Consider the following 15,568-nt stretch of genomic DNA (forward strand, 5'->3'; position numbering starts at 1 on the left):
AGCATGCTCGCTCCTACAGGGATAGGTTACTTATCTCCCCCCGTCACCCGCACCGCCGTCTCGATCGCCCGCACGCTGATGGCCGCAAAGATCGCCGTCAGCAGCACACCATTGAACCCGAGCAATATCGCCAATACCCGCGACAGCGGCAGCTTCGGCACGAGTTCGCCATAACCGATGGTCAAGCCCGTCACGAAGCCAAAATAGATGCCGTCAAACGCATCCCAGCCCTCCAGATAACTGATGATCAAGCCAACCATAACGATGACTATCAGCATCGCGGAAAAGATCGGCCAGGCCAGTCGAAGGTAGAAGCCGACGGATTTGTAGAACTCTCGACGGATGTGCGACGTAGGGGCGTGCTTCATGTCATGGCTTCCTGAACGACCGGCGAAATGGCGTCCCATCAGCTTGGCACAAACTCTGGAATATGAAGGCGGACCAACGGCTCGGTGCGCGTGCAGAACAGCGATTAAGCTGCAAGGGTCCGGTTCTGGAGACGCCCATGTTCAAGCCCCCGATCACGCCGCTGCTCTTCTTCGTGTTCATGGCCATCAGCGGGTCGTCGTGCCATGACACTCGGCAGGACGACCAGGCAAGCCCACCCGACACCGGAGGCAGTGGCAGGATTATCCCCGACCAACAACGCATGCCCTCGACGATGCCGCGTCCCAGGATGTAACGGCTACTCGATCTGTATCGGCCCCTTGGTCCCGGCAGCGCTGTCGGTCCAATAGTCCTCATTCTGCAGCCGCCGATCGCCCTGAATCGTGAAGGTGAGCTTGCCCTGGCGAAATTGCAGCGTGCCGTCGGTGCGCTGGGCGTTGACCCGCTTGCCGTTGACCCAGACCTGTTCCTTGGCATCGATACGAATCGTGGCGACGGTCGCGCCGGCGTCGCTTTTGGCGACCCACTGCCCGGCATACGGCGTCTGGGTATTTGTGCTTTCGGCGGCCGGGTTGGTGAACCCGGCCTTGGCGTTTTCGGCCTTGCTCTTGTGGATATCGCAGCCCTGGGTCTCGCTGACCTGGGTGCAACCGGATTGCTCAAGTTGTTGGCGGTACTTATCGTTGATGGCGTAGGCCGAGGGTTGCGCCGCGATGAAAATAGCCAGTGCCGGCAGGATGGTTCGGTTCATTTTCCTCTCCTCTGGTCAGCGCCTTCCCGAGCGCCCGCAAGGTGCATGGATCAATCACTGTAGTCCGAATCCTGTACCCGGATGCACCGGCAATACCACCAACGCCTCCAACCCACCCTTCGACCGGTTGCGCAGCTTCAACTCTCCGCCATGCTCCAGCACAATCGCCCGCGCCGCCGACAACCCCAGGCCAACGCCCCCCGTGCTTTTGTTGCGCGAGCCTTCCAGGCGGAAAAACGGTGTGAACGCTTGCTCAAGGCTGGACTCAGGAATCCCCGGCCCGCGATCCAGTATCTTGATCCGCACCTGCTCGGCATCGGCATTCAGTTCAACCGCCGGCTCAGTTCCATACTTGATCGCGTTCTCCAGCAAGTTGGTCATCACCCGCTTGAGCCCCAGCGGCCGCCCGAAATACACCAGCCGCTGCGGCCCACGATAGGCAATCTCGACACCCTGATCCCGATAATCATCCAGCAGGGTTTGCAGCAATTGCGCCAGGTCAAACTGGGTCGCCGGTTCCAACCGGGCGTCGTCGCGGAAGAACTCCAGCGCAGCGTTGATCATCGCCTGCATCTCATCCACGTCACGAAACAGCCGCTGCTGTTGCTCGCTGTCTTCGATGAATTCACCGCGCAAGCGCATCCTGGTCAGGGGCGCGCGCAGGTCGTGGGAGATGGCGGCGAGCATTTGCGTGCGGTCGCGGATGAAGTGTTGCAGTTGGGCCTGCATGGCGTTGAAGGCGAGGATCGCCTGGCGAATTTCCTGGGGGCCGAGCGGTTCGATAGGTGGCGCTCGGAAGTCCATGCCGAAGCGGCGAGCGCCTTCGGCGAAGCGTTGTAACGGCGTGGCGAGGCGACGGGTGGCGATCAGGGCGACCAGGCCGGTGGAGATCAGCACCAGCAGGATGACGATCAGGTAGCGCGGCGCCTCGTCGAGCCCCCAACTGCGCGAGGGCGCGGAGAACATCACCCATGAGCCGTCGGCCAGCTCGATCAAAAGCGCGTAATGAGCGTCGGACTTGTGTTCGGTCCAGTCCGCCGGTTCATAGGCTTCGATGCGCCGGTTCGGGCTTTTGAGCATGGGTTGCAGGATGGTCGAGCCGATGTCCGATTTCGCATCGTCCACCGTTGGCAGGTCGAGATCGTGCCGGTCAGGGTGCCAGGTGACGATGAATCCATTCTCACCGGCGGCTTGCGCCAGTGGGTTGCGCAAAGTCGTCGGGGCGGCCTCGATGACGCGGGTGATGGCGGCGGCTTTTTCCAGCAGGCCGATTTCGGTCAGTGGCGGGCGTGCCCAGACACCGGCCAGCTGGATAAACAGGCCGTTGAGCGCCAGTGAAATGAGCATGGCCAGGATGATCGTCAGCGCGATCCAGCGCCCCACCGTATCGCGGCGAACCCGCGCCAGCCAACTCATCGCCGGGTCACACTGGGGGTGAACAGATAGCCGCCATTGCGCACGGTACGGATCATCGCCGGGCGCTTGGTGTCGGATTCGAGTTTGCGTCGCAGGCGGCTGACCTGAACGTCAATGCTGCGATCGAAGGCGTCATGGCAATGCCCGCGCGCCAGGTCCAGCAATTGTTCGCGGGTGAGAATGCGCTGCGGGTGTTCGACGAAGACCAGCAGCAGGTCGAATTCGCCGGCCGACAGCGGAATCATCACGTTGTCCGGCGAGCGCAGCTCACGACGGGTGACATCCAGGTGCCAGTCGGCGAAGTCGATCAGCGGCCTTGGCCGTTCCTGCGCCAGCGGCCGGCGTTCGTCCACCCGGCGCAGCACAGCGCGGACCCTGGCCAGCAGTTCGCGGGCGTCGAAGGGTTTGGTCAGGTAATCGTCGGCACCCAATTCGAGGCCGACCACCCGGTCGCTGAGTTCGCCCATGGCCGTGAGCATGATCACCGGAATGGTATGGCGTATCCGCAGTTGCTGACAGAGGATCAGGCCGCTGTCGCCGGGCAGCATTACGTCGAGAATGATCAGGTCCGGCGGCTGGCGCTCGATGGCCGCCCACAGCGACGCGCCGTCGGTGGCGACCTCGACGCTGTAGCCGTGCTGCACGAAGAATTTTTTCAGGAGATCGAGGACTTCAAGGTCGTCATCGACGATTAACAGGCTGTTCACCGAAGGTCACTTACGGGGCGAATGGAACCGTTATCTAAAACCATTCGCGGCCGTCCGTCATATATTTCAATCCTGCAATAAAACGACAACGCTGCAATAAACCAGACATCTTTGCGCAAGGCTCGGGCCTCAGCATCACGGCGAATTCCTCCCGAGACTTGCGTCCATGTTGCCTTTGAAGTGTGCTCCCTGGCTGACCCGTCGTACCTCGATTGCCATGCTGGCTGCCGGATTGGCGGGTTGCGGCAGCCAGCCGCCGTCCGCCACCACCGTGACCTGCGCCGAAATCAGCTATTCGGTGGACGACCCGGCGGAACCGTTCAATCGCGGCGTCTTCGCGTTTAACCGGGTGGTCGATGACTATGCCCTGGCACCGGTCGCTCGAGGCTATCGCTACACGCCGGATTTTTTCCAGACCGGTGTGCATAACTTCGTCGCTAACTTCGGCGAGCCCAAAGTCTTTATCAATGACCTGTTGCAGGGCAATCCGGGGCGTTCGGCCAACACCTTGGGGCGTTTCTTGTTCAACACCACCCTCGGTGTGGCGGGTTTGGTCGATGTCTCTGGCATGGCGGGCATTCCACGACACAACGCCGACTTCGGACAGACCTTCGGCGTGTGGGGCATCGGCAACGGCCCGATCGTCGAACTGCCGTTGCTCGGCACCTCCAACAGCCGCGACGCCACCGGACGTGTGTTGAGTTTCATGGTCGATCCGTTCGGCGACAACAGCGACACCGTGGACACGCTGTCCACAATCAACACGGTCGGCGACGTTGTCGATGGCCGCGCGGAAGCCTTGCCGCTGACCGACAGCCTGCAAAAGCTGCCGGACTATTACAGCGCGTTGCGCAACGTAGTCGCCGAGCGCCGCGCGGCTTTCGTGGCCGATGGCAAACAAGGCTCGGCGCAGATTTCCAATCCTCAATGCAAAGGAGCACCGGCCGATGGTTTCTGATGGCTTGATTTTGCAACAACGGGTCAGTCGGGACGACGCGGCCAACCTGCACTGCCGGGAAATCACCCTGCGGCTGTCAGCAGACTGTCGCCATCTGGTGCTCACCCGCTACACCGAGCACTACGGCCCGGCGGTGGTGAGGGGGATTGAGCGCAGTCACACGGTGTCGGTGAGTGAATTGTTGCGCTGGTTGGTGGCCAATGGCGAGGAAAAGGTCGTGAGCCTGGGGAACTCGTCGCTGAGTTGAATCGATAACAGGCAATCAGAGCCAGCTGCGTTATTATCCCGCGCTTGCGCATTTTGAATCTTGAAACCCTGATGTCCAGTTCTTCGCCCTTGCCCGACACTCATCAATCCCTGCCCCCGGTCCTGGCCGGCCCACTGCTGCGGCGTCTGGAACCCACGCGCCTGGTGCTGTGGCTGGTGGGTTCCCGGGCGCTGGAGTTAACGCTGCGTTTGCAGGGCGTGGGCGACATTCGCCTCGATGCCGGGCAAAGCACGGTCATTGCGGTGGGCACTCATGCATTTGTGCACCTGATCGATGTGGTGCTGGACACCGCCCTGCCCTGCGATGAGTTGATCGAGTACGACCTGCTGATCGACGGCGGAACCGGCATCGCTGACTGGGCGCCGCATCTGGTGTACGGCGATGCCAGTTCGCCAAACTTCGTCCTGCGCTCACGCATAGATCAATTGCTGCATGGCTCCTGCCGCAAGCCTCATCATCCCGCGACCGATGGTTTGCTCTGTGTCGATACGCTGTTGGCCCAAGAACATGACGCCTGTGATCGCCCAGCGTTGCTGATGATGAGCGGCGACCAAGTCTATGCCGACGATGTTGCCGGGCCGACGCTGCGGGCGATTCATGCCTTGATCGAGCGGCTGGGTTTATACGGCGAGCACCTTGAAGGCGCCGTGGTCAGCGACAGCGCCAAACTCTACGAGCACCCTGCCAGTTACTATCACCGCGCGGATTTGTTACCAGCGCTGGAGAGCAACGAGACCCTGCGCGAGCGTTTTTTCGGTGGCGCGCGTAAGCCGATTTTCACCAGCAGCAGCGCCGACAACCATCTGGTGACCTTCGCCGAAGTCATGGCCATGTACCTCTTGGTCTGGTCGCCGGTGCCCTGGACCTTGATTGCACCACAACCGCCAGTGCTGACACCGCAAAGGCGCGAGCGTTATGCGTTGGAACAGACGCGCATCGAGGGCTTCAAGGCCGGGCTGGGCAACGTCGCCCGGGCGCTGGCGCACTTGCCGACCCTGATGATTTTCGACGATCACGATATTACCGATGACTGGAATCTTTCCGCGCAATGGGAGGAAACGGCCTACGGCCATCCGTTCTCCAAACGCATCATCGGTAACGCGCTGCTGGCTTACATGTTGTGCCAGGGTTGGGGCAACAACCCGGACGCCTTCAAGGGTGTGCTGGACAAGGCCCGCTCATTGACCGCTACAGGGCACGACCAATACCTCGACAGCGAGGTCCAGGACGCGTTGATCGATGAGCTGCTGAGGTTTCAGCGCTGGCATTACGTGCTGCCGACCACCCCGGCCATGGTCGTACTCGATACCCGCACCCGGCGCTGGCGCAGCGAGATGAACCTCAAGCAACCGTCGGGCTTGCTGGACTGGGAAGCCCTGAGCGAATTGCAGCAGGAATTGCTGGATCACCCGTCGGCGATCATCGTGTCACCGGCGCCGGTCTTTGGCGTGAAACTGATCGAAACCGTGCAACGGGTATTCAGCTGGTGCGGTTATCCGCTGCTGGTGGATGCGGAAAACTGGATGGCCCATCGCGGCGCGGCGCAGGTGATCCTTAACATTTTCCGACACTCGCGCACGCCAGGTAACTACGTGGTGCTGTCCGGCGATGTGCATTATTCCTTCGTCTACGAAGTGCTGATCCGACACCGCAAGGCCGGCCCGCGCATCTGGCAGATCACCAGCAGCGGGATCAAGAACGAATTCCCGCCGAGCCTGCTGGAATGGTTCGACCGCCTCAACCGCTGGCTCTATTCACCCCGCTCGCCACTCAACTGGCTGACCAAACGCCGACGCATGCGCATCGTGCCGTACATTCCTGAGCATGCTGAAGCAGGTGAGCGGCTGTGGAACTCGGCAGGGATCGGGCAGGTGTTCTTTAATGAAAAAGGACAACCGCGGGATATCTTTCAGCACAACGCCAATGGGGCGCCGAAGACACGGATGGTGGCGCCGGAGCATGAGGACTGAAGGCCTGACCGATATTCATGGTCATGCCCGCTCCCACATTTTGATCGGTGTCGCTCATGGACCTCACCCGAACCCTGATCATCGGCAATTCCGGTTCCGGCAAGAGTTGGCTGGCCGAGCGGTTAGCCGCACATCTGAAAGTACCTTGTGTTGATCTCGATTCAATCCACTGGCTATCCGACGAACACAGCATCGCCCGCCCCCGAGGCGAAGCGTTGGGCATGGCGCGCATCGCGGCCAGTGAAGAGCGCTGGGTGATCGAAGGCGTTTACGACTGGATCATCAGCGAACTCCTGCCCCGGGCGACGGCGTTGATCTGGTTAAGTGTTGAAGATGAGGAGTGCGTCGCCAATATTCGCCAGCGCGAGGCAGAACGGGGCGAGGACGACGAGTTGTTGATTGCCTTGCTGAATTGGTCCGGCAGTTATCGTGCGCGTGACGGGGCCAGTGGGTTTGCTGCGCATCAGCGGTTGTTCGACGAGTTTGGCGGTTCGAAATGTCAGTTGATGAACCTGACTGAAATCGCTGCTTTTGCCAGCGAAAATTAATAGAAGACGTTGGTATCAGATCGGGATTGCAACGATCTCGGAAACGTCCTGAAGAAGCATCGGTGATACTCGCTAAAGACGCGGATGCATCGTCTGCGCCACAACCACTCGTAGGTATCGCCTTGCTACCATGTACTCATTTCTGTACGTTCTCTGCATCGAGCGAGGACATCCAAATGGAAACCATCAACTACACCAACGCCCGTGCACACCTGGCGGAAACCATGGATCGAGTAAATGAAGATCGGGCACCATTACTGATCACTCGGCAGAAAGGCGAACCCGTGGTGATGATGTCACTGGCGGAATACAACGCCTTGGAGGAGACCGCATATTTGATGCGTTCCCCAGCCAACGCCGAACGCCTGATCAAATCAATCGCAAACTTACGGGCCGGGAAGGCCAACGCTAGAAAGCTCATCGAAGAATGATCATCGAGTTCACTCCTGAAGGATGGGACGACTATCTTTGGTTTCAGCAGAACGATAAGGCAGGCCTCAAGCGAATCAACCTGCTGGTCAAAGAAATCCAGCGTGAACCGTTCAATGGATTGGGAAAACCAGAACCGCTCAAACACAACCTGAGCGGTTTCTGGTCGCGCCGGATTACTGCTGAACATCGTTTGGTCTACACAATCGAGAACGATGAAATACGTATCTTGATGTGTAGATATCATTACTGAGAAATCACCCGACTCACCCCTCTCACAATCATCTCCACCTCCCGCTCATCAATCGTCAGCGGCGGCAGCAAGCGGATGGTCTGGCCCCGGGTCACGTTGATCAGCAAGCCGTGATCCCGGGCGGCGATCAGGGTCAGGTCGCGGATCGGTTGTTTGAGTTCGATGCCGATCATCAGGCCTTGGCCGCGGATCGCCAGGACGTTCGGGTGGTCGGCCAGTTCCATGCGTAATCTACCGAGCAGCCGTTCGCCTTGTAGCCGGGCGTTCTCCCGCAATCCCTGTTCTTCGATGATGTCCAGCACGGTGCAAGCGACGCGACATGCCAGCGGATTGCCGCCGAACGTGCTGCCATGGCTGCCGGGGGTGAAGCGTTCGGCGGCTTTGCCACGGGCCAGGCAGGCGCCGATCGGGATGCCGTTGCCCAGGCCTTTGGCCAGGGTCATGACGTCGGGAACGATGCCTTCGTGCTGGCAGGCGAACCACTGGCCGGTACGGCCGATGCCGGTCTGGATTTCATCGAGCATCAGCAACCAGCCGCGCCGCGTGCACAACTCGCGCACGGCCTTGAGATAGCCGGGTGGCGCCAGTTGCACGCCGCTTTCGCCCTGGATCGGCTCCATCAGAATCGCCACGATGCGCGGACCGTGGGCTTGCTGGACCTTGTCCAGTGCCTTGAGGTCGCCGAACGGCACCTTGATGAAATCCCCCGGCAATTGGTTGAAACCCAGGCGCACGGCCGGGCCATCGCTGGCGGACAAGGTGCCCAAGGTCCGCCCGTGAAAGGCATTCTCCATGACCACCACCAGCGGTTGTTCGATGCCTTTGTGCCAGCCGTGCAGCCGCGCGATTTTCAGCGCCGTTTCGTTGGCTTCTGCACCGGAGTTGTTGAAAAACGCCCGGTCCATGCCGGCCAGTCCCGTGAGCCTGTGCGCCAGCCGCTGCTGCCAGTCGATGCTGTAGAGATTCGAGGTGTGCAGCAGCAACCCGGCCTGCTCGCTGATGGCCGCGACGATTTTTGGATGAGAGTGGCCAACGTTGGTCACCGCCACCCCGGCCACCGCATCCAGGTATTCACGACCCGCCCGGTCCCACAGGCGCGTGCCCAGGCCTTTATCGAAACTCAAGGCCAAGGGCTGGTAAGTACTCATCAGGCAGGCGGCGGTCATGACATCAGGCTCCATCAATTGTCGGTGTTTTTGCAGTATGGTTAGCCACCTGAGCTGGATAAACTGCGTAAAACTTCGATCATTTAAAAGCCGAGCTTGATAATGGATTTGTTCCAGGCAATGACCGTTTACGTGAGGGTGGTGGAAGCCGGCAGCATGACCGCCGCCGCACAGCAGTGCGAAATGTCCACGACCATGGTCGGCAATCACCTCAAGGCGCTGGAGCAGCGTCTGGGTGTGCGCCTGCTCAACCGTACGACGCGGCGCCAGCGCCTGACGGAGTTCGGCAGTGCGTATTACCAACGTTGTCTTGAAGTGCTGGGGCTGGTGGCGGACTCCGAACGCCTGGCGGAGCAAACCCTCGACGAACCGAGCGGCACCCTGCGCATCACCGCGCCATTGACCTTCGGCACCGAGCGCCTGGCACCGGCCTTGAGTGAGTTCAGCCTGCACAATCCACGGGTGAAGCTGGACGTGGTGCTGACCAATCGTCGCCCGGATCTGCTGGATCATGGTTTCGACGTGGCCTTCCGCCTGGGTGCACTCGAACCTTCCAACCTGATCGCCCGCCCGCTGATCGACTACACCCTGACCATGTGCGCTTCGAAGGACTATCTGGCGCGTCGCGGTACGCCGGAAAAACCTGAAGACCTGCAACACCACGATTGCCTGGCGTTCGCCTATCCGGCCGGCGATGACTGGCAATCGGTGGCACGACAATGGCGCCTCAATGGTCCGGACAGCGAAATCGTGGTGGCGGTCAGCGGTCCGATGGTGATCAACAGCTCGGCAGGCCTGCATCAGGCGGCGCGAACCGGGATGGGCATTGTGATGGTGCCCGATGCGCTGGTGGAACGGGATTTCGAGGACGGCACGCTGGTGCCCCTTTTGCAGCGCTATCAATTGCCGAGCCGACCGATGCACCTGGTCTACGCTCAGGATCGCTACCGTCTGCCGAAACTGCGTCGTTTCGTCGACTTCGCCATGGGGATGTGGGGCAAGCACTAGCCGGGCGAATGCGCCATGATCTAATCTCCGCGACGGGCAGGTCATTTTGATATCAGGCAGCAAGGAGAGCAGCGATGGGCGAGGCATCGAACATCGAACCAGTGAAGTTCAATGTGTCAGACATGAACGACGGAATGCTGCACGCCATCCTCGAATTGGTCAGCGACGGCATCTGGGATTGGAACGCCAACACTGGCTTCGTTTACCGCAATGCCAGCTGGTACGAAATGCTCGGCTATTCGCCTCATTCCCTGGACAACACGGTGTTGACCTGGGAGAACGTCATCCACCCCGAAGATTATCCTCGGGTCATGGCGCAGTTCGATGACCACCTGAGCGAGCGCAGCCCGTTTTATCAAGCCGAGTATCGCTGCCGGACACAGGATGGTGGCTACATCTGGATCGAAGACCGTGGCCACGTGCTGGCCCGCAATGCCGACGGTTCGGTGGCGCGCATGGTCGGCGCCCATCGAAGCATCGAAGACAAGCGGCGCCTGGTCGAAGAGCTGGAGCGGCGCAATCACTCTTTGGAAGCGATGATCGAAGAGCGCACCCGGGAGCTGTCGCGGGTCAATCAGCAGCTGCAACTTCAGCTCGAAGAAAACCGCAAACTGGCGCAAACCGACACGCTGACTTCCATCGCCAATCGCTATCGCCTGGAACAATTGCTGCCCCAGGCCTGTGAGCGCGCCCAGCGTTTTCGCGAACCCCTGTCGCTGATCGCCATGGACATCGACGACTTCAAGAACATCAACGATCACTACGGCCATGCGCTGGGTGATGCGGCGTTGGTGCATGTGGTCGAAAACGTCAAACGCTTCGTGCGCGAAGGTGATCTGCTGGCCCGTTGGGGCGGCGACGAATTCATCATGGTCCTGGCCAACACCCCGCTGGCCGACGCCAGAACCTTGGCCGAGACCATCCGTCATGGCTTGTCGGACATGATGCCCGTGGGGGACTTCCAGGTGACCATGAGCTTCGGCGTGGTCCAGCGCTTCGATGAAGAGCAGCAGACCGGCCTGATGGCCCGCGCCGATCAGGCCCTGTATCGGTCGAAGATCGCCGGCAAGAATGTGATCTCCGGATAACCTCTCTCTTACTGCTGCCTGCCCGCCTTCACCAACACCGGTTTCTCCTGATAGCGATCGGGGTACAGCTGCTTGAGCTGCGCCACCTTCGGCAGATCGTTGATCACGATGTAGGGATAGGTCGGGTGTTCGGTCAGAAAGTCCTGATGCTCTTCCTCTGCCGGGTAGAAACCGTTGTAGGTTTCCAGTTTGGTCACAATGGGTTTATTGAACGAACGGGCAGCGTCTAGCTGGGCAATGTAGGCCTGTGCGACCCGTTGCTGCTCACTGCTTTTGGGGAAAATGGCCGAGCGATACTGGGTACCGGTGTCCGGTCCCTGACGGTTGAGTTCGGTCGGGTTATGCGCCACCGAAAAGTAGATTTGCAGCAAAGTGCCGTAGCTGACCTGACTCGGGTCGAACGTGACTTCCACGGACTCCGCATGACCGGTATCACCATTGCTGACACGCTCGTATCGAGCGGTGCCGGCTGCACCGCCGGCGTAACCGGATACGGCATTCTTAACGCCTTTGACATGCTGGAACACGCCTTGAACGCCCCAGAAGCAACCGCCGGCAAAGACTGCGGTTTCGCTATCGGCCTGAGTGACTTCATCGAGGGTCGGCGGCGGGATAATGACCGCTTCCTCAGCACCGCCGAGAGAGAACGCCGAGCATTGGCCGATGGCGCCGGCAGCGAGCAATCCCAACAGCGTACGACGCCAGGTGAACAGGGTTTTCATGGGGCGGACTCCGGAATAATTGAAGGGGTATCAGCCGGGTGGCAATCAGGCCGCCCTGGGCTCGAATTTCATCGCCAGGCCGTTCATGCAGTAACGCAACCCGGTCGGCTTCGGTCCGTCGTCGAAGACATGCCCCAGATGACCGCCACAGCGCCGACAGTGCACTTCTTCGCGCACCATGCCGAAGGATCGGTCCTGACGGGTGGCCACGGCGTTGTCCAGCGGCGCCCAGAAACTCGGCCAACCGGTATGGCTGTCGAATTTGGTCGCCGATGAAAACAACGGCAGGCCACAGCCTGCACAGACGAATGTGCCATCACGGTGTTCGTTGTTCAGCGGGCTGCTGTAGGCCCGCTCGGTGCCCTCTTCGCGGAGTATTTCGTACTGTTCGTCGCTGAGGATGGCGCGCCATTCACTGTCGCTGTGAGTCACTTCGAACACCTCGGCCGCGTCGGCCTCGCTGATCAGCGCAGGGTTCGCGGCAAATTTTGGCAATACACCGATCGCCAGGGCTGCAACCCCCAGCCCGCCGCTCGCTAACAGAAATTGTCGTCGTGAAAACCGTCTTGAAAACATAGCCGTCTCCAAAAAATCCAGGGGCCTACATGGAACACAGCCTAGGCTTGGGTTGATCGCCAAATCCTCACGGGAAGTTAAACAATTCGTGATAACTCGGCGCCCGAAAAAAACGCACAATGCCGGTGGGAGCGAGCCGGCTCCCACAGGGTATCAATCGAAGGATGAGTGGATGGAACAGAACAAACGCGTCCTCGTGGTCGAGGACGACCTGCATATTGCCGACCTTATCTGCCTGCATCTGCGTGACGAGCAGTTCGAGGTGGTGCACTGCGCCGATGGCAATGAAGGCATGCGTCTGCTGCAGCAAGGAAGCTGGGATGCACTGATTCTCGATCTGATGCTGCCGGGCGTCGACGGCCTGGAAATCTGCCGGCGCGCCCGCGCCATGGCCCGCTACACCCCGATCATCATCACCAGCGCCCGCTCCAGCGAAGTGCACCGGATCCTCGGCCTCGAACTCGGTGCCGACGACTACCTGGCCAAGCCGTTTTCCATGCTCGAACTGGTGGCCCGGGTCAAAGCATTGTTGCGCCGGGTCGATGCCATGGCGCGCAACCTGAAGATGGACGCCGGCAGCCTGAACATCGATGGCCTGGCCATCGACCCGATCACCCGCGAAGTGTCACTCGACGGTCGGCGCCTGGACCTCACGCCACGGGAATTCGACCTGCTGTACTTCTTCGCGCGCCAGCCCGGCAAAGTGTTCTCGCGCATGGACCTGCTCAATGCCGTCTGGGGATACAGCCACGAAGGCTATGAACACACCGTCAATACGCACATCAATCGCCTGCGCGCGAAAATCGAGGCCGATCCGGCACAACCGGTGCGCATCCTTACGGTCTGGGGCCGCGGCTACAAATTCGCCTCAAGCCAGGAGCCGCAACCATGAGGCTGACCCTCACACAACGCCTGTCGCTGGTGTTCGCCGTGCTGCTGCTGGTGTGCTGCGGCACTTCGGCCTGGATGCAAGTGCGCTCCAACCAGATGCACGAACAGGAAGTGGTGCAAGGGTTGTCACGGGATCTGGCGCAGCACATCGCCCGCGATACGGTGCTGATGGACACCCAGGGCCTGATGCCCGATGCCGTGCGTGATCTGTTCAACAAGCTGATGTTGGTCAACCCCAGTGTCGAGGTCTACCTGCTGGACACCGAGGGCAAGATCGTCGGCAGCGCCGCGCCCGAGGGTCGGATACGTCGGCAACAGATCGACCTGGCGCCGATCCAGCGCCTGCTCAGGGGCGACGCCCTGCCGATTCTCGGCGACGACCCACGCAGCGGCGATGCACGCAAGGTGTTCAGCGCTGCGCCGCTGAAAGTTGATGGCAAACCGGCCGGGTATCTGTATGTGGTCCTTCTGGGTGAAGACCATGACCGCATCGCCGAACGCGGTGCCACCAGCGCCGCACTCAACACCGCCCTGCTGTCCATCGGTCTGGTGGCGCTGTTGTGCCTGATTGCCGGTCTCACGGCGTTTGCCCTGATCACCCGGCCGTTACGCCGCCTGACCGACACCGTCAGCCAGTTCGACATCGACGGCGTCCCGGTCGTGCCGCCGACAACCGTACCGGTGGAAAGCGCCACCAGCCACGATGAAATCGCCATCCTCGACGCCACCTTCCGGCAGATGCAGGCGCGCCTCGGTGAACAGTGGCGCTCGCTGACCCGCCAGGATCAGGAACGCCGCGAGCTGGTGGCGAACATTTCCCATGACCTGCGTACGCCGCTGGCCTCGCTGCATGGCTATCTGGAAACCCTGTCGCTCAAGGACGCCACGCTGTCCCCTGCCGACCGTCGCCGTTATCTGGGCATCGCGTTGGATCAGAGCCGCAAGGTCGGCGGACTGGCGCAGTCGTTGCTGGAACTGGTGCGCCTGGAGCACGGTTTCGTGCAACCGGTGCTGGAGCGCTTTTCCCTGACCGATCTGGCCCAGGACATCTTCCAGAAGTTCGAGCTCACCGCCGAGGCGCGACAGGTCGAGCTCAAAGCGACCTTTGCTCCCAATGCGTCGGCGGCCTGTGCCGATCTGGGGCTGATCGAGCGGGTGCTGACCAACCTGTTCGACAACGCCCTGCGTCATACCCCGCCAGGTGGAGAAGTCGAACTCAGCCTGCGGCCCCAAGGATCGTTTATCGAAGTGACCGTCAGCGACACCGGCCCGGGCATTGCTCCCGAACTGCGCGAAGGGTTGTTCCTGCGACCGTTCAACATTGGCGGTGCACGGCGTGATGGCGGGCTGGGGCTAAGAATTGTGCATCGCATCCTGCAATTGCATGGTCGTGAGATCCAGTTGATCGATCTACCCGGACGCGGAGCGACCTTTCGTTTCTCACTGGCGGTGGATGAAGCGACTGCATCGGCATTGGCCATGCGTTCGATGAACCTCAACACTCCCGGGCAAGCCTGACAGACCGCCTTCGTCGGATCGCCGCCCGGAGCCGGCAACTTCAACATCCATTTGCCCGCTTGCCTGTTCCTTCGTGACAACGCCGCGCAGGTCCAATAGATTAGTCGGCCTGAAAAAGCCCTTGTGCTTTCTCGCCTCTATTCAAGCTTAAAAAAGTAGTGAAATTTCAATGTCCGATTCCAACACCGCTGAATCCGTAATCACCTTGTCGTCCAAAGCGGAATACGAAAACTCCATCAATCTTTCACAACACGTGCCCCAGGCAAAAACCATCAGCGAGATGGTCCTGGATGCTTTCCAGTCCAGCCGCGAAAGCGACCAGATCCGCGAGCTGCGCGTCGCGATCCGCCAGGCACACGATAGCTTCGACGACGACAAAGCCTATGAATTGATGGGCCAGCTCAAGCAACTCAAGGATGCCGAAGCCGCTGACATTGCCGCTCTGGAAGACCTGAGCAGCAAGTTCCCGATCAGCCGCATTCTCTCCAGTTTCAAGGACGACCCGGCGTTTCAGGAAATCGTCTACGGTCTGGCGTTGAAGGTGCTGAACCAGACGCACCAGGCGATCAGCAATCCGAGCGGTGGCAAGAGCAAGGCTGCGCGGGCCAAGAAAGAAGCCGAAGTGTTCACCATCAGCAAGGACGGCATCAGCGTCACCCTGCCGCTGCGCACGCCGCGTTCGCGTTTGAACGTTGACCGCGAAGCCCTGGAGTTCCTCGGTTTCACTTTCGTCGGTGAAGGCGAAGAAGCCGAGCTGGAAAGCGAGACCTTCCTGGACAACACCGGTGCCGAACAAGCCGCCAACCGCAAGAACATCATCACCGCGCTGCAACAGCAGACCGCGTTCGACGGCTACAGCATCGCTGCGCAGTAATCCGATCAGGTGAGGTTCACCACAGGTTTCTCACTCGA

19 protein-coding genes are annotated in these 15,568 nt (G+C 60.4%); 12 read left to right on the forward strand and 7 right to left on the reverse strand.

Features of this window, described 5'->3' with window-relative positions; genetic code table 11:
• Positions 1 to 26: 26 nt before the first annotated feature.
• Entirely contained in the window at positions 27 to 368 is a 342-nt protein-coding gene (locus tag FFS64_RS07535) for a potassium channel family protein (protein WP_137804832.1), read from the reverse strand.
• Positions 369 to 505: 137 nt separating this feature from the next.
• Here FFS64_RS07535 and FFS64_RS31240 point away from each other — a divergent pair, with 137 nt between their 5' ends.
• Positions 506 to 682 carry a hypothetical protein gene (locus tag FFS64_RS31240; RefSeq protein WP_171017064.1) on the forward strand — a complete coding sequence of 59 codons (177 nt, stop codon included), beginning with the start codon at positions 506 to 508 and terminating at the stop codon, positions 680 to 682.
• Positions 683 to 685: 3 nt separating this feature from the next.
• Here the strand turns inward: FFS64_RS31240 and FFS64_RS07540 are convergent, their stop codons facing one another.
• From FFS64_RS07540 to FFS64_RS07550, 3 genes are read right to left on the reverse strand one after another with little or no spacing between them, the layout of a single operon-like run.
• Positions 686 to 1,138: a hypothetical protein gene (locus FFS64_RS07540; RefSeq protein WP_137804833.1), complete on the reverse strand. Its 453-nt coding sequence runs from the start codon at positions 1,136 to 1,138 to the stop codon at positions 686 to 688.
• Between the two features lie 54 nt (positions 1,139 to 1,192).
• Entirely contained in the window at positions 1,193 to 2,554 is a 1,362-nt protein-coding gene (locus FFS64_RS07545; protein WP_137804834.1) for an ATP-binding protein, read from the reverse strand.
• Positions 2,551 to 3,261: a response regulator gene (locus FFS64_RS07550; RefSeq protein WP_095193801.1), complete on the reverse strand. Its 711-nt coding sequence runs from the start codon at positions 3,259 to 3,261 to the stop codon at positions 2,551 to 2,553. Before FFS64_RS07550 ends, FFS64_RS07545 begins: the two co-directional genes overlap by 4 nt.
• Positions 3,262 to 3,427: 166 nt before the next feature.
• Between FFS64_RS07550 and FFS64_RS07555 the strand changes: the two genes are divergently transcribed.
• The 6 genes from FFS64_RS07555 to FFS64_RS07580 all read left to right on the forward strand — a co-directional run bounded on the left by FFS64_RS07555 (position 3,428) and on the right by FFS64_RS07580 (position 7,687).
• A complete protein-coding gene (locus FFS64_RS07555; RefSeq protein WP_137804835.1) occupies positions 3,428 to 4,219 on the forward strand; it encodes a VacJ family lipoprotein in 792 nt (263 codons plus the stop codon).
• The gene (locus FFS64_RS07560) at positions 4,209 to 4,466 is read left to right on the forward strand and encodes a hypothetical protein (RefSeq protein ID WP_137804836.1); all 258 of its coding nucleotides are present in this window, start codon (positions 4,209 to 4,211) and stop codon (positions 4,464 to 4,466) included. The genes FFS64_RS07555 and FFS64_RS07560 overlap by 11 nt, the downstream gene beginning before the upstream one ends.
• 71 nt (positions 4,467 to 4,537) lie before the next feature.
• Positions 4,538 to 6,457, forward strand: coding sequence for an alkaline phosphatase D family protein (locus FFS64_RS07565; protein WP_137804837.1), 1,920 nt, complete (start codon positions 4,538 to 4,540; stop codon positions 6,455 to 6,457).
• 56 nt (positions 6,458 to 6,513) lie between these two features.
• A complete protein-coding gene (locus FFS64_RS07570) occupies positions 6,514 to 7,005 on the forward strand; it encodes an adenylate kinase (protein WP_137804838.1) in 492 nt (163 codons plus the stop codon).
• Between the two features lie 176 nt (positions 7,006 to 7,181).
• The gene (locus FFS64_RS07575; protein WP_137804839.1) at positions 7,182 to 7,436 is read left to right on the forward strand and encodes a type II toxin-antitoxin system prevent-host-death family antitoxin; all 255 of its coding nucleotides are present in this window, start codon (positions 7,182 to 7,184) and stop codon (positions 7,434 to 7,436) included.
• Positions 7,433 to 7,687, forward strand: coding sequence for a Txe/YoeB family addiction module toxin (locus FFS64_RS07580; RefSeq protein ID WP_137804840.1), 255 nt, complete (start codon positions 7,433 to 7,435; stop codon positions 7,685 to 7,687). The genes FFS64_RS07575 and FFS64_RS07580 overlap by 4 nt, the downstream gene beginning before the upstream one ends.
• Here FFS64_RS07580 and FFS64_RS07585 read toward each other — a convergent pair.
• Positions 7,681 to 8,853 carry an aspartate aminotransferase family protein gene (locus FFS64_RS07585; RefSeq protein WP_137804841.1) on the reverse strand — a complete coding sequence of 391 codons (1,173 nt, stop codon included), beginning with the start codon at positions 8,851 to 8,853 and terminating at the stop codon, positions 7,681 to 7,683. The genes FFS64_RS07580 and FFS64_RS07585 overlap by 7 nt on opposite strands.
• A gap of 102 nt (positions 8,854 to 8,955) precedes the next feature.
• On the opposite strand from FFS64_RS07585, the gene FFS64_RS07590 reads away from it, so the two are divergent.
• Positions 8,956 to 9,861 carry a LysR family transcriptional regulator gene (locus FFS64_RS07590; protein WP_137804842.1) on the forward strand — a complete coding sequence of 302 codons (906 nt, stop codon included), beginning with the start codon at positions 8,956 to 8,958 and terminating at the stop codon, positions 9,859 to 9,861.
• Positions 9,862 to 9,935: 74 nt separating this feature from the next.
• The gene (locus tag FFS64_RS07595) at positions 9,936 to 10,949 is read left to right on the forward strand and encodes a sensor domain-containing diguanylate cyclase (protein WP_137804843.1); all 1,014 of its coding nucleotides are present in this window, start codon (positions 9,936 to 9,938) and stop codon (positions 10,947 to 10,949) included.
• An 8-nt stretch (positions 10,950 to 10,957) separates the two neighbouring features.
• Here FFS64_RS07595 and msrA read toward each other — a convergent pair whose 3' ends face one another.
• Both msrA and msrB read right to left on the reverse strand, forming a co-directional pair.
• The gene (gene msrA, locus FFS64_RS07600) at positions 10,958 to 11,671 is read right to left on the reverse strand and encodes a peptide-methionine (S)-S-oxide reductase MsrA (RefSeq protein WP_137804844.1); all 714 of its coding nucleotides are present in this window, start codon (positions 11,669 to 11,671) and stop codon (positions 10,958 to 10,960) included.
• A 45-nt stretch (positions 11,672 to 11,716) separates the two neighbouring features.
• On the reverse strand, positions 11,717 to 12,247 hold the full coding sequence (msrB, locus tag FFS64_RS07605; RefSeq protein ID WP_137804845.1) for a peptide-methionine (R)-S-oxide reductase MsrB: 531 nt from the start codon (positions 12,245 to 12,247) through the stop codon (positions 11,717 to 11,719).
• Positions 12,248 to 12,419: 172 nt separating this feature from the next.
• On the opposite strand from msrB, the gene FFS64_RS07610 reads away from it, so the two are divergent.
• The 3 genes from FFS64_RS07610 (at position 12,420) to FFS64_RS07620 (ending at position 15,530) form a co-directional block, all read left to right on the forward strand.
• Positions 12,420 to 13,139, forward strand: coding sequence for a response regulator transcription factor (locus tag FFS64_RS07610; RefSeq protein WP_095193811.1), 720 nt, complete (start codon positions 12,420 to 12,422; stop codon positions 13,137 to 13,139).
• On the forward strand, positions 13,136 to 14,656 hold the full coding sequence (locus tag FFS64_RS07615; RefSeq protein ID WP_137804846.1) for an ATP-binding protein: 1,521 nt from the start codon (positions 13,136 to 13,138) through the stop codon (positions 14,654 to 14,656). Before FFS64_RS07610 ends, FFS64_RS07615 begins: the two co-directional genes overlap by 4 nt.
• 169 nt (positions 14,657 to 14,825) lie before the next feature.
• On the forward strand, positions 14,826 to 15,530 hold the full coding sequence (locus FFS64_RS07620; protein WP_137804847.1) for a hypothetical protein: 705 nt from the start codon (positions 14,826 to 14,828) through the stop codon (positions 15,528 to 15,530).
• The last annotated feature ends 38 nt before the right edge of the window (positions 15,531 to 15,568 follow it).

The organism is Pseudomonas sp. G(2018) (assembly GCF_005502415.1).
In the GTDB taxonomy this organism is placed as follows: domain Bacteria; phylum Pseudomonadota; class Gammaproteobacteria; order Pseudomonadales; family Pseudomonadaceae; genus Aquipseudomonas.

What these genes read in the sequence shown, in the direction of transcription:
- FFS64_RS07535 (WP_137804832.1), bottom strand. Translation starts at nt 368, where the DNA reads ATGAAGCACGCCCCTACGTCGCACATCCGTCGAGAGTTCTACAAATCC.
- FFS64_RS31240 (WP_171017064.1), top strand. Translation starts at nt 506, where the DNA reads ATGTTCAAGCCCCCGATCACGCCGCTGCTCTTCTTCGTGTTCATGGCC.
- FFS64_RS07540 (WP_137804833.1), bottom strand. Translation starts at nt 1,138, where the DNA reads ATGAACCGAACCATCCTGCCGGCACTGGCTATTTTCATCGCGGCGCAA.
- FFS64_RS07545 (WP_137804834.1), bottom strand. Translation starts at nt 2,554, where the DNA reads ATGAGTTGGCTGGCGCGGGTTCGCCGCGATACGGTGGGGCGCTGGATC.
- FFS64_RS07555 (WP_137804835.1), top strand. Translation starts at nt 3,428, where the DNA reads ATGTTGCCTTTGAAGTGTGCTCCCTGGCTGACCCGTCGTACCTCGATT.
- FFS64_RS07560 (WP_137804836.1), top strand. Translation starts at nt 4,209, where the DNA reads ATGGTTTCTGATGGCTTGATTTTGCAACAACGGGTCAGTCGGGACGAC.
- FFS64_RS07565 (WP_137804837.1), top strand. Translation starts at nt 4,538, where the DNA reads ATGTCCAGTTCTTCGCCCTTGCCCGACACTCATCAATCCCTGCCCCCG.
- FFS64_RS07570 (WP_137804838.1), top strand. Translation starts at nt 6,514, where the DNA reads ATGGACCTCACCCGAACCCTGATCATCGGCAATTCCGGTTCCGGCAAG.
- FFS64_RS07575 (WP_137804839.1), top strand. Translation starts at nt 7,182, where the DNA reads ATGGAAACCATCAACTACACCAACGCCCGTGCACACCTGGCGGAAACC.
- FFS64_RS07580 (WP_137804840.1), top strand. Translation starts at nt 7,433, where the DNA reads ATGATCATCGAGTTCACTCCTGAAGGATGGGACGACTATCTTTGGTTT.
- FFS64_RS07585 (WP_137804841.1), bottom strand. Translation starts at nt 8,853, where the DNA reads ATGACCGCCGCCTGCCTGATGAGTACTTACCAGCCCTTGGCCTTGAGT.
- FFS64_RS07590 (WP_137804842.1), top strand. Translation starts at nt 8,956, where the DNA reads ATGGATTTGTTCCAGGCAATGACCGTTTACGTGAGGGTGGTGGAAGCC.
- FFS64_RS07595 (WP_137804843.1), top strand. Translation starts at nt 9,936, where the DNA reads ATGGGCGAGGCATCGAACATCGAACCAGTGAAGTTCAATGTGTCAGAC.
- msrA (WP_137804844.1), bottom strand. Translation starts at nt 11,671, where the DNA reads ATGAAAACCCTGTTCACCTGGCGTCGTACGCTGTTGGGATTGCTCGCT.
- msrB (WP_137804845.1), bottom strand. Translation starts at nt 12,247, where the DNA reads ATGTTTTCAAGACGGTTTTCACGACGACAATTTCTGTTAGCGAGCGGC.
- FFS64_RS07610 (WP_095193811.1), top strand. Translation starts at nt 12,420, where the DNA reads ATGGAACAGAACAAACGCGTCCTCGTGGTCGAGGACGACCTGCATATT.
- FFS64_RS07615 (WP_137804846.1), top strand. Translation starts at nt 13,136, where the DNA reads ATGAGGCTGACCCTCACACAACGCCTGTCGCTGGTGTTCGCCGTGCTG.
- FFS64_RS07620 (WP_137804847.1), top strand. Translation starts at nt 14,826, where the DNA reads ATGTCCGATTCCAACACCGCTGAATCCGTAATCACCTTGTCGTCCAAA.